Source organism: Aeromonas sp. R5-4 (genome assembly GCF_040908215.1).
GTDB lineage: Bacteria > Pseudomonadota > Gammaproteobacteria > Enterobacterales > Aeromonadaceae > Aeromonas > Aeromonas veronii.
Genome location: NZ_JBFODG010000033.1, coordinates 1 through 11,848, shown reverse-complemented (window position 1 = coordinate 11,848; position 11,848 = coordinate 1). Strand labels below are relative to the sequence as shown.

Below are 11,848 nucleotides of genomic sequence, written 5' to 3'. Positions count from 1 at the left end.
GATAAAACCATCACAGTGAGGAATGAGATGATCTCCAACAAACTCGAACGCTCGAGCATGCTGATCGAATGGCTGCTACAGTTGGCACTGCTGGCGACCCCTTTGATCACTTTGCTGGAGGTGTGGACCCCCTTCGGTGGCGCCGATTTTCTGCAGGAGAAGCTCAACACCATCTTGAGCCGTCCCGGCATCAATCCTGCCGACTATCCCCTTCACTTCTCCACCCGGCTGCTCGGCACCCTGGTGCAGCTGTTGCCGGATCTGGTCTTTATGATGATGCTCTGGCAACTGCGTCAGCTGTTTCGCGGCTACCGCGCCGGTCTGCTCTTCACCTTCGAGCAGATCCGCCGCTACCGGCAGATCGGACTGCTGCTCTGTACAACCTTCCTGGTCGAATTGATCCTGACCCCCTTGCTGGATACGGTGCTCACCATGAGAGGCCCGGAAGTACTCGGTACCATAGCGCTGAGTACCTCCGATTTCCGGGTACTGCTGGCGGGACTGATCGTACTGGCGCTGGCACTGGTCATGCGCGAGGCCAAACTGCTGGCCGATGAACAGCAACTGACGGTGTGAGGAACGTATGCCCATTATCATCCGGCTCGATGCCCTGCTGGCCGAGCGCAAAATGACCGCCCGCGAGCTGGCCCAGCGCATCGACATCACCGAGGCCAACCTCTCGATCCTCAAGAATGGCCACGCCAAGGCGGTGCGCTTCTCCACTCTGGAGGCCATCTGCCGTGAACTCAAATGCCAACCCGGCGATCTGCTGGGCTACGAGCAGGAGCGCTAACCCCCTTATGAGTCGTCATATCACCCTGTTTGCCCTGTGGCTGCTGCCGCTGTGGGCCTGCGCTGGCAATGACGCGAACGGCCCCCGCTACCTTATCGAGCAGGGCGCCAGCGCCAATGTGCTGCAAGTGCGCCTATCCATGCAGGGCAAATCTCCCTTTACCCTGCTCCCCTCTCGTCAGTTGCCGGGCAGTGCAGCGCCGGTTTCCCCCGCGCTGGTCTGCCTTGCAGACAACCAGCCGGTTGCCCTCAACCAGCCCTTCTCTTGCAAGGAGATCGGCTGGCAGATCACACTCACACCGGCTCCGACAGAGGGTACGGATGCCTCGGCCCAACAGTCGCTGCTGTTTGCTCCCAACCAGTGGCTATTGACCGAGTGGGGTAACTTTGTGCGCCAGATGGGGAGCCGCCAAGGAAAGGTATGTCTGCCGGATGGCAGCTGCCAACGGCTGCCGGATGTCAACCGGCCGCCGCTGATCCTGCCATTTGGTCTGGACACTGTGCCCGTCACCAAGCCGGATCCGCGGCTGGTGCTGAGCCATGACGAGACCGCTAACCAGCTCGATCTGCCGGCCTTGCAGCAGCAACTGAATGAGATCATCGACTATCTGGCCTTCCAGCTCGATGTAGATCCGCCCACTCATCCATGGCAACTGGTGTGGCTGGGGCGGGATGTGGCAACCCGCTCCCTCGGCGGTGCCGCCGGAGATCAGGTGTTTGTCGCCAACTACCCCACCCAGGCTGGCAAACCGACGCCACAGGCCCCCTTGCGCCTGCTGCGCACCTCGGCCCACGAGGCGGTGCATATCCTCAGCGCTCGCCACTCTGCTCCACAACCCACCTGGGTCAACGAGAGCCTCGCCGAGTACCTTGCCATCAAAGCGCTGCGCCGCTTTCGGCTGCATCAAGTCACGGCGGTCAACGAGCTGGCCGAGCGGGGCAAACAGCTGCCCCATAGCGAGAGCGGCCTCTATCGGGCAGCTCGCGAGGTGCTGGCGGGCGATCGCTCCTACTACCCGCTCTTTTACGTCAAGGGGAGCGCCTTCTGGGAAGCGCTGGAGCGGGAGTTGCAACACAATGACGTGACGCTGGCGCAACTGCTGCCCCAACTGGGCTGGCTGCCGGATGGCCGCTTTGATGCTGCATCCAATGAGCTGCTTGCCGGCACCATCGGCTCGGATACCTGGCGCCGCCTCAGCCGCCTCTATCTGGGCGAGCAGCAGTAACAGCGCAACCGCGACAACGAAAAAGGGAGATCAGTGGCTCTCCCTTTTGTTAGGTGATGATTCAATCAGGCCGGAGCCCTCTCCTGCGCAGACGCGCAAAGGGGCGCAGCCGCAGGAAGAAGACCGGCAAGACCACCAGCACCATCAGGAAGAAGATGCCGCCGCCGAGAGGCTCGAACAGCACGCCACAAAGTGCCATCAGGGCCGCCACCGTCATGCCGAGGCCAAGGGCCGCATAGAGCGCCTGGGTCGGGATCAACTGTTCGGCCGGTAGCTGGCGGGTCATGAAGCGCACCGCCCCGAGATGGCTCATACCGAACGTCACCGAGTGGAGCAGCTGCCCCAGCACCAGTACCCACAGCTCGGTCGAAGCCCCCAGCAATACCCAGCGCACCACGCAACCGATGGCTCCGGCGATAAAGAGGCTCTGCGCCCCGAAGCGTTGCAGGAAGCGCTTGTCGGCGGCGAACATGCAGATCTCGGCCACCACCCCGATCGCCCATAGGTAACCGATGATGGTGCCGCTATACCCTTGCGCCTTCCAGTAGATGGCACTGAAACCGTAATAGGCGGCGTGGCTTCCCTGCAGCAGAGCGGTCAGCAGCAGGAAGCGGCGCACCGACGCGCTGCGCAGGGTTGCCAGCAAGGACGCCTTGGCCCGCTCGCCCTGACTATCCTGTGGCGCCGGATAGAGCGGCAGCCAGCTTAGCAGCAGCATCAGCGCCAGCCCCGCCACCATGGTGTGCAAAATCCAGTCACTACCGAAGTTGCCCACCAGCGCCCCCACCAGGGTAGAGGCAACGATAAAGGCAAAGGAGCCGCACAGCCGCACCTTGCCGTAATCGAGGTGCGCCTGCACCACCATGCGGGTCGCCAGCGCCTCCCCCACCGGCATCAGAGTCGGATAGATAAAGTTCGCCAGCAGGGTCAAGCCCACCAGCCACCAGAGGTTATGACTGAGATAGAAGCCGAGAAACGCCAGCAGACTGAGCAGGGAGAGCAACCGGGTAACCGGCAGCAGATGGCCCGCCCCCTTGATCTGCCCCATCACCATCAGGTTGCCGGCAAAGCGGATCGCCATCCCCCCCCCCAGCAGCAGACCAATCATCTCGGCGCTGACGCCCACCCCTTCCAGCCAGAGCGACCAGAACGGCAAGTAAGCACCGTAGACAAAATAGAAGGCGCCGAAAAAGAGCGCTAACCAGGAAAACGCGGGCATAGATCCTCTGCAACCGGATGACGGGAGCAGAATGATAACCCATCCGCCCCCGCAGATCCCGATGGAAACCCTGCGCAGAAAACGAAAAAACTTCAATAAAATTGAACTATTACCGAAGAGGTGGGGTCTACCTGGTAACACCTCCTCCTGGTTAGTGTTGCAATCCTTCCACCCGCCCACGGCGGGTTTCTTTTTTGTCCCCTAATCACTTTTTCTCATCACCAGGATCTGCATCTCGGATTCAAATTTAAATCCATCCTCACAACGAAAAATCATCTGGATACAACAAATCTTCGAGCTATCCTGCACCAAAACTATTTGTAGCGATAAAAAAACACCGGCGTTAAGCCGGTGTCATGTAATATCAACTCACTATATAGTGCCAAGAATTTAGTGATGTATAAATAGAGGCTCTTATTTCTGGCCACTCAAATATTTTATTCTAGCCTTGGTCATCTCGGTTTGGCACTCATACAGTTCCACTTTACCAGATATTGACAAGTTCGCATTATTTACAGATTCAATATTGCCGCAATTATTCTCCTTCTGCCATACCCAAGAAACCTGTTCATTTTTCATCGATGCTCTGAAAGATGCTGGAATAGTTTTCCAAATTTTATTCAAGCGGGCATCCTCAGCTTCATAAGCTTGCTTGGCGATGGCAACTCGAGATGGGTCATTTCGTTTAACAATATCATCTTTAGTGATCGCAAGGTATGATGCCTTGGCTAATGACATTGGGGCATAATAAGTCTCCCCTAAAGCGACCGAAATGTCTTTTTCATTATCTGCCAGCCTTGCTTTATAAGAAACACCATTCCACGTAACATTGCCATTTTTATACAACCCATGACTTTCTCTAATAAACTCAGAGAACACGTCCGGGGCTTTCTGTGCTAACTCCCTGACTTCAACAGGAACAGTCATTGATACAGTCGCTACACATCGTAACTCTTGTGATGAATCACTTGTAGTCGAAACATCAGAGATGCTAACGGGAATCTTTTCGACTTGACTTTGAAAGAAATCGAGTTTTTCTGGTGATACTGACATCCTCGACAAGGCATTATCACGCAGAGCCTCTGTTAATGCGTTTACCGCATCCTCACGACCACATTTGAAAGGCTGTTTTTCCTCTTTTGAGTCAAAAATACCAGCATTGACAGCACTCGACAAACTCAACATTGAGATTAAAACAAGAGATTTAAAATTCATATCCAATTCAATCCTTAACATTAAAAAACAATTACAATAGTATCAAGCCTCATCAATTAGTAATGGATATCTCCTTTCACATATAAAGCATTATAATTATAAAAAACACTGAAAACAAAAGACCCAACAATTAAAATATTTTCAATGTTAATTGGGCACTAAAGAAAACTGATTGGCACCTAAATATCTCCCAGTTTTTCAGCAGGGAAAGACACCGAGGGAGTTCACTTAGCTGCAAAACGACCTTGAATTAACATCAACAGAAGTGCACACACTAAAGTAGTGTAAACAAGACACTTGTATTCATCCTATAACCCAACATACTCATGCAAACTGAATGTAAAGCTTACTATATTAATCATAATATTTTAATAGTCAGTTTTTCTTTGACAAAGAATATTGGGAATCAAAACAATTTTTCAACTTACTCTTTATTGATTCACCGTATTGCAGTTTTATTTTATCTTCAAGGTAAGCAGATGTATTCCATAATGATGCATCAGAATAAATGTATGATGCCCATCCAATACTACCATTGCCATCAGTGTCATAAGTCAATTTCATACTAACTTCTTGGCCATCATCAGAATCTACAATAACATTTACATCCTTAGCCGCAACATATATAAAATCATAATTACTATTGCGGACCGCATCCGCCAAATAGTCATAACATTGCAAGTTATTGCCAGCGATTGCATTATGCGCAAAGAAAAGAACAAATAAAATATGCCTCATTTTCACAACCCGAATATCACACAGTCACATCTAGTCTTGGATGAAAATATTTCTAACTCTATATTATAAACACCACAGTCAACACCAACACACATGAAACTTAAAGCCGAATTATTAACCTGTATACCTCTTAAATATTTAGATAGTACAACAAAAAGCAAAGCACATTGAAAAATGTGTAATCTGGAGCCAAGCGATAACTAGATATGTAAAATTATAAAGCTCCAGAACTCAATCAAAAATACACTTCTTCATAATCATGGCTTCATTACTCTTTGTTCCTACTATAAAATCAGGCTGTGTATTCCACACATACTCTTTCTTTTTCATATCAAAAAAACCATACCACTTAACGACAAGAATTCCACCATTCACAGTCAATTTAGCAACTGGTTTATTTAAAGAAATAGATGACCAATTTATCTTATCATTTCGTGACTCCAATATGTCGACAAAAAGCAGATCAGAAGAATTTGTCGTTAACTCCCTCAACTTCGCAGAAATTAATAAATTATTGTCATTAACATTTACTCTCACCGCCCCCCAATCAGATACAACTAGATTGCCACCAAACCCACCACAATTGACAGACCAATAACCAACATACGAACTAAATTTAGCATTGGCCACACAAGAAATAATAACTAACAATATAAATAAAACTCTACTTATCATTATTTAATAACTCCAAAAGACCATGATTTATAAATGGCATTTTTTGGAAAAAACACTCTTCATATTTTGTACGCACCTCAAAAATCCATATATTTCTCAATCAATTTTCCATGTCAACTAGGAGGGATAGTTGCCAATTCATAACTAGAATCATATTCAACAACTTCTTTTATTATTCATTAAAGATAGATATCTCGTCTCTTTGCAAGCTAGAGTAGTCAAGCTCCCTACCGCCTGTTCAAAAACATCCAAATATTCATACTGGAGGTAGTGCGCACTAAAGAAGCGCAAACAAGTCACCTGCTTGAGGTCGGTGTCAGGTGATAACTGGATCTATACAGATAGTAGAGAATAGGTGTGGGTTTTAAACTTTCACTCTGCTTGTTCATCCATAACAATACTTTCGACCACACCATTATTAATATCGAATGACAGCGTATTGTTTTTAAATTTATATATTACTTGTACTTTGTCTGAATTTAATGGCTTACCATAGGAAGCGAATATATTATCCGTAGTATCTCCTATTGTAATACCCCTGCTGGTCATATATTTATTACTGTTAATTGTTATGGTTGTTATTCTATAATAGTTATAATCCATCCCTATTAATTGATAATTTATGTTTGATGATCTAATTGTAAAACCTTTCCAAAAGTTATCGAAGTATTTATATGTTTCATCACCCTTAGTAATAAAATTACCTGAAATACCAATATCAGGCTGCTTATTTATCTCACATTTACCCCATGTTTTATAAAACTGCTCATATGAACTTCCTAACTCGATGTTTTTATAGGGTGAAATAATAACAAAATCAGATTTCGATACTTCTGGAGGAGAGTAATGCGATTTGGATAATGACCCAACTAATGTTTCAGCTTTTAGCCAACCACTTACAACAGAGCCATTTTTCCTGATGTAATTACCAAAAATATAGTCGTTGCTTTTAATATAGGAGTAAAAGTTATCACCTTTAATCAAAAACAGGTCTGAGGATTTATATTTTTCGAATGGCGACGAATAAAAAAAAGATTTATTCTGAACGATGTTCTTGTTAACAAATTGTATATGAGGTGCATATTCCCAGTTTTCGTTGCAATTAGCAATTGCAAGACCTGAAAAAAAAACAATAAACATTAAAGATATGAATCTCACAATGAAGAGTCCTTATATACTGGTATGTCAAAGGTAATTTTTGCATCAGGGAATAAATCAAACATTTTTTTCATATCATTTTTTTGGGCCAATGCCCAGTTGATATCCGTAGCATATTGACCTGTCGCTGGGGCAGCTGGATTCCATCTCATTTTATACAGAGTATTTTTGGGAGTTCCTCGTTTGTTAATGAAATTTTCAGATATCCATTTTGCCCCTCCCTCAATGGCCTCATCAACAGAAAACCAACCTTTATTATATGCTAATGTTACACCATTTTGAGGGTTACTATTGAAAACACCAATACCATACATGTTATATACAGTGCGTCCATTATGTTGTTTGCTACCATTCGCAAACGATGCTCTACCATTATTTGTTTCAAGTAAAGAATGAGATACGAGATATACTTCACTTACGTGATATTTCTCTGCTGCAGCCAAATATATAGAAGCTTTTCCTGATAGAACGCCTTTGCCTTCTAGAATTTTCGCAAGATCTTTTTCTGTTAAACCTGAAGGAGCTGAAAGATCAACGAATTGATATATATCAGTACCCTCCATATGCTGCTCCGGATTCATATAATTACGAACTTTGGATCTTGTAACCGCACCAGTATTACCGTAAACCGGACGATTACCACCAGTTAACGCCATTTGCTTACTTAGTGCTTCATCTAATGTACACTCATAATGAGTATAAATATAAGTGATACGATTAATTAACTTTATATATCCAGGAAATTCTAATGGATGAATATGCCACAACGATGGCCCTAACTTTAGTTGTGCTGCACTCTGCATCCACTCCAACTTATCTATACGTTGTTTCTCATGATCAACCAATAAGTCAAAGTCAGGCAGACCAATCTTGGTCATAAGTTTATCTAGCCATAGATAACTACTGGCTGATGATTTTTCATACCACTCACTGGGATGCTTGACAATTAACTTTTGAATTTGTCTGGCATTATCACTATTTTGTAGAGCGGCCTGTATCTCTTTACTACTTAGTTCACCATTTTTGTCGGTATCAAAACTCGTTACTAATTCGGTAAAGAAGGTGGGTGGCGCATCGGGATCCAGATAGCCATCAGAGCCTGAACCATCGACCTTTTTAAAACCGATCTTCAACCAGTCATGTTGACTCAATAACTCAACTTGCTCTTTCTTGACATATTTATCTGCTGACACGCAGACCCACTCCTGCTTGGCTTCATCCTTTTCCTGTTTGGGTGATTCAACCAGCACTTCCTGACTTTTGTCCTTGGTTGCTACCCACTTGGATTTACCCCCCTCACTCTTCTTCTCATGAAGGATCAAATCGGCAGGCACTTTGGCATAGGTAGCGCCACCTTTCGTTCCCGCCTTGTTGGCTAGAACATCGTCCAGACGGGGATCCTGGGTGAACACCTCAAGATGTACCTGATGCTTGCTTTGCTTGCCCCCAATCAGGGAGTTTGGCGTTTCAACCAGACCGAGGTAGCCAATGGTCTCACCCGCCGCGATCGGCACGGGAGATGGCAACACATATAATTCGCCAAGATGGGAGGGTGTACGGGTATTGACCTTGATAAATTCATCTTCGACGCACACCCAAGCCATGCCACAACTACCAGCAGCACCACCTGCACTTGGTGTCACATATTCACATCTGGCCATCTTGCGAGCCTTGTCACCAATCCAATGAAATTCGAGTTGGTGGGCATCATACTGCAACTTGGTGCCGGCAGGCAGAGAAACACTTTTGTCTCCCGCCATTAGACGACCTGTAGGCCCATTGAGAACAGGATCCGAACGGCCAATCATATTAGTCAGCAGCTCAGCTTCTATTTGGTCAAATAGCCAGGTTGGCACATTGGGCTTGATAAAGGTCACGGCATCCGGGCTATTGGCGATCCAGACTGAACTCCCTTCACTGACTAATACGCCAGCCTTTTCAGCCTCTTTTATCTGGGCATTGGATAGCTTGCTCTTGATCTTTACCTTGATGAAATCATACTCCTTGCCCCCAACACTCCCCTTTTTGGGGGGAATGCTGCTATCCATCTCCAGTTCGGTATCCTTAGGCAACGTGAAACGGGGCAAGGCAGCATCGGCACGCTGCTGCTCTGCATTGGGATTCCTATGGGGGACAGAATTGCGAGCATTCCAACCCTTTTTCAACACCAGCTTCTCGGTACTTTGGTACTTATCCCAAGGCAACAGGTGCATATAGAGCGAATAAAAGGTGAACTCGTTTTTAGCTTTTGTTTCTGCATTGATTTCACAATATTCGTGTTGGACTAGGCAGAAGCAGTTGGAATAACGCAGTGACTCTCCCTGAAATTCAGAGGTCAGATAATCCTTCATCATCCGAAAAGCCACGACTTTGCCGTCAGCAATGGCTCGGACAGGATATTTATCCTTGCACCAGGGGGCGCTCTGGTCGCTGATATGAATACCACCATGCCATTTGTTGTGATTGCCAAGGAGATAATGACCGGATTTTTCGCCATTAATAAGTGCAGTCAGCGCTTTGACATCCTTGAATTCTTCACCTTTGGCAGTGAGGATGGGAAATGCAAACTTCATGCTTTCTCCTTACTCAGAAAAGAGGTAGAACGCAGCGGGCTTCTCTTCTTTCAAGAGCGCCTCCATCGCCTTCTCGGTAGGAATGGCCTGGACCAGTTCAACCAGTTCTGGGGCTTTGACCACCTCAACCCCTTTGGGAGTAATGGGAGCCTGACCAGCCCAACCAGAGCCTGCTCCCGGGCTGCCGCCGGCATTGAGTTTGATGGCGGGGCCGACCAGCTTGATGCCACTCGGGTCAACTTTGACAAAGCTGCCTCCCCCCTTGAGGGTGATCTCGGAGCCAGCCTCCAGCACCAACTTGTCACCCACCTTGATATGCACCTCTTCACCCGCATCCACCAACAGGGATTGGCCCAGTTTCTGGTGCAGGGAGGTATCCACCGTCAGCGAATAGTCAGCCTTGATCTGGTCGCGCTTCTCGCCTTCTACCGTCAGGTGGTCATTGGCCTTGATGCGGGTCACCCGCTCGTTGTCGATGTCGGTGTGCTGGTCATGCTTGATGTGCCACGCAGCATCGTTTTCAATCAGCACGTTCAGGTCTTTCTGACCGTGGATATAAATCTCTTCCTGCCCAGCCTGGTCTTCAAAACGCAACTCGTTGAAGCCCTCGCCCTGGTGGGTTTCGGTGCGCAGCACGGTGCGGGTCTTGTTGGCTGGCAGCTCATACGGCGGCCGGTTGGTGGCATGGAAGGTACGGCCGGTGACGATGGGCTGGTCGGGGTCACCTTCGAGGAATGAGACGATAACCTCGTGGCCGATGCGCGGGATGGCCATCATGCCGTATTGGCCACCGGCCCAGCCCTGGCTGACCCGCACCCAGCAGGAGCTCTGGTCGTTGGAGCTGCCATAGCGGTCCCACGGGAACTGCAGCTTCACCCGGCCATGTTCGTCGCAGTAAATCTCCTCCCCGTCGGGACCCACCACGATGGCGATTTGCGGGCCATCCACCATCGGCTTGTAGGGCGCCTCGGGGCTGCCGATGCGGGCCCGCCAGGTGGTGCTTGCCTTCACCACGCCAAATTCGTTGTGGTAGACGGTCGGACCGCTGCCGCCCTCTTCTTCCAACGCTTGTGGCTGCTCGCCGGTGTGGCGAATATGGACGATTTGCCAGTCGGTGTTGAGACTGCCGTTGGGGTGTTCGGTCAGCGAGAAGCTTTGGCCGGGCAGCAGAGCTGCGCTGTTGGATTTGCCACTGCCCGCCACCGCGTCATTGCGCAGGGCATCGAGCCGGTGTTGGGCAAATGCCTTGCCGCTCGAGTCCTGCTTGTAGCGGCCCGGGTAGTCAAAGTGCTGGTAGGTATCCCGTTGGTGCTCGAGCTCTGCGCCCTGCTTTTTGTGGGAGAGACCATAAGCCGGGGTCTTGAAGCTGTAGTCCTTGAGCTCTACATCGCTTGGTCGTACCGCCTCGCGGTAGTGGAACTGGCGCACATAGGCGCCCTGCTCAAGGCTGCGGTTGCCAAGGTTGAAGAAGAGCTCGGGGCCAGCGGTCAGTGCGGCGGCATCGTCAGCAAAGACGATGCGGTGCTTGCCTGCTTCAAATTCGTGGAAGTAGAACAAGCCCTCTTCGGCAGCGAGACGATTGAGGAAATCGAGGTCGGTCTCCCGATACTGCACGCAGTATTCCCGCTGGGCGTGCTCGTTCTTGAGCGCAAAGGCGTAGTCGGTGATGCCATGCTCTTGCAGCAGGATACTGAGGATTTCGTCGGGCTTTTGCGCCTGGAAGATGCGCGAATTCTGGCGCAGCCCCAGCCGCCACAGGGCGGGTTTCACCTCAAGGCTGTAACGGGTACGGCGAAAGCCGCTGTCCCCTTGGGCAAACTCGCTCACTACCCCGCAGACCCGGCGTTGCAGCTCGCCGTTGTACCACACCATCAGCTCGCATGGCTGGTCCAGCACGGCGCCAAAGTCGACATCAGGCTGGCTACTGGCCACCTCCAGCTGCAGATTGAACGGCCGGTTCAACCCCTCATCCAGCTGAAAACTGGCCACCACAAAGGTGCTCTCGGGCAACGCCCCCACCTTGACGGTAAATTGCAATCCGGTTTGATTAGCCATGGCTTTCCCCTCTTGTCACGGCCAAGCAATGCCTGAGCCCTTGCCAACTCTCGCGCCCATACACGCCCTCGCCGCGCAGCCACGCTACCGCCCTCTCCGGTACCGCAAGGGCCACCAAAGATAAAGGGGTTAACAGGTTACGAGCGGTTCGGGTCTGCATCACAGGACACCCTTTAGTGCTTTGCCATCCCTCCGCA

General features: G+C 49.4%; 10 protein-coding genes. 3 read left to right on the top strand and 7 right to left on the bottom strand.

Going from position 1 to position 11,848, the window contains the following annotated elements; translation table 11 throughout:
• Positions 1-27: 27 nt before the first annotated feature.
• From AB5Y83_RS17285 to AB5Y83_RS17275, 3 genes are read left to right on the top strand one after another with little or no spacing between them, the layout of a single operon-like run.
• The gene (locus tag AB5Y83_RS17285) at positions 28-576 is read left to right on the top strand and encodes a DUF2975 domain-containing protein (RefSeq protein ID WP_368175630.1); all 549 of its coding nucleotides are present in this window, start codon (positions 28-30) and stop codon (positions 574-576) included.
• Positions 577-583: 7 nt separating this feature from the next.
• Positions 584-793 carry a helix-turn-helix transcriptional regulator gene (locus tag AB5Y83_RS17280; protein ID WP_005335250.1) on the top strand — a complete coding sequence of 70 codons (210 nt, stop codon included), beginning with the start codon at positions 584-586 and terminating at the stop codon, positions 791-793.
• A gap of 7 nt (positions 794-800) precedes the next feature.
• Positions 801-2,018 carry a hypothetical protein gene (locus AB5Y83_RS17275; protein ID WP_368175629.1) on the top strand — a complete coding sequence of 406 codons (1,218 nt, stop codon included), beginning with the start codon at positions 801-803 and terminating at the stop codon, positions 2,016-2,018.
• Positions 2,019-2,079: 61 nt separating this feature from the next.
• On the opposite strand, the gene AB5Y83_RS17270 is transcribed toward AB5Y83_RS17275, so the two are convergent.
• The 7 genes from AB5Y83_RS17270 to tssI form a co-directional block, all read right to left on the bottom strand.
• Positions 2,080-3,237 carry a 3-phenylpropionate MFS transporter gene (locus AB5Y83_RS17270; RefSeq protein ID WP_368175628.1) on the bottom strand — a complete coding sequence of 386 codons (1,158 nt, stop codon included), beginning with the start codon at positions 3,235-3,237 and terminating at the stop codon, positions 2,080-2,082.
• Between the two features lie 414 nt (positions 3,238-3,651).
• Positions 3,652-4,452, bottom strand: a complete 801-nt coding sequence (locus AB5Y83_RS17265) for a lysozyme inhibitor LprI family protein (protein WP_368175627.1) — start codon at positions 4,450-4,452, stop codon at positions 3,652-3,654.
• A gap of 375 nt (positions 4,453-4,827) precedes the next feature.
• Positions 4,828-5,190, bottom strand: a complete 363-nt coding sequence (locus AB5Y83_RS17260; protein ID WP_368175626.1) for a hypothetical protein — start codon at positions 5,188-5,190, stop codon at positions 4,828-4,830.
• A 231-nt stretch (positions 5,191-5,421) separates the two neighbouring features.
• On the bottom strand, positions 5,422-5,865 hold the full coding sequence (locus AB5Y83_RS17255) for a hypothetical protein (protein WP_368175625.1): 444 nt from the start codon (positions 5,863-5,865) through the stop codon (positions 5,422-5,424).
• A 372-nt stretch (positions 5,866-6,237) separates the two neighbouring features.
• Positions 6,238-7,023, bottom strand: coding sequence for a hypothetical protein (locus tag AB5Y83_RS17250; protein ID WP_368175624.1), 786 nt, complete (start codon positions 7,021-7,023; stop codon positions 6,238-6,240).
• Positions 7,020-9,596, bottom strand: a complete 2,577-nt coding sequence (locus AB5Y83_RS17245) for an N-acetylglucosaminidase (protein WP_368175623.1) — start codon at positions 9,594-9,596, stop codon at positions 7,020-7,022. Before AB5Y83_RS17245 ends, AB5Y83_RS17250 begins: the two co-directional genes overlap by 4 nt.
• A gap of 9 nt (positions 9,597-9,605) precedes the next feature.
• Positions 9,606-11,651: a type VI secretion system tip protein TssI/VgrG gene (gene tssI, locus AB5Y83_RS17240; protein ID WP_368175622.1), complete on the bottom strand. Its 2,046-nt coding sequence runs from the start codon at positions 11,649-11,651 to the stop codon at positions 9,606-9,608.
• Between the last annotated feature and the right edge of the window lie 197 nt (positions 11,652-11,848).

Excerpts from the sequence above, each read along its gene's own strand:
- AB5Y83_RS17285 (WP_368175630.1), top strand. The coding sequence starts at position 28 with ATGATCTCCAACAAACTCGAACGCTCGAGCATGCTGATCGAATGGCTG.
- AB5Y83_RS17280 (WP_005335250.1), top strand. The coding sequence starts at position 584 with ATGCCCATTATCATCCGGCTCGATGCCCTGCTGGCCGAGCGCAAAATG.
- AB5Y83_RS17275 (WP_368175629.1), top strand. The coding sequence starts at position 801 with ATGAGTCGTCATATCACCCTGTTTGCCCTGTGGCTGCTGCCGCTGTGG.
- AB5Y83_RS17270 (WP_368175628.1), bottom strand. The coding sequence starts at position 3,237 with ATGCCCGCGTTTTCCTGGTTAGCGCTCTTTTTCGGCGCCTTCTATTTT.
- AB5Y83_RS17265 (WP_368175627.1), bottom strand. The coding sequence starts at position 4,452 with ATGAATTTTAAATCTCTTGTTTTAATCTCAATGTTGAGTTTGTCGAGT.
- AB5Y83_RS17260 (WP_368175626.1), bottom strand. The coding sequence starts at position 5,190 with ATGAGGCATATTTTATTTGTTCTTTTCTTTGCGCATAATGCAATCGCT.
- AB5Y83_RS17255 (WP_368175625.1), bottom strand. The coding sequence starts at position 5,865 with ATGATAAGTAGAGTTTTATTTATATTGTTAGTTATTATTTCTTGTGTG.
- AB5Y83_RS17245 (WP_368175623.1), bottom strand. The coding sequence starts at position 9,596 with ATGAAGTTTGCATTTCCCATCCTCACTGCCAAAGGTGAAGAATTCAAG.
- tssI (WP_368175622.1), bottom strand. The coding sequence starts at position 11,651 with ATGGCTAATCAAACCGGATTGCAATTTACCGTCAAGGTGGGGGCGTTG.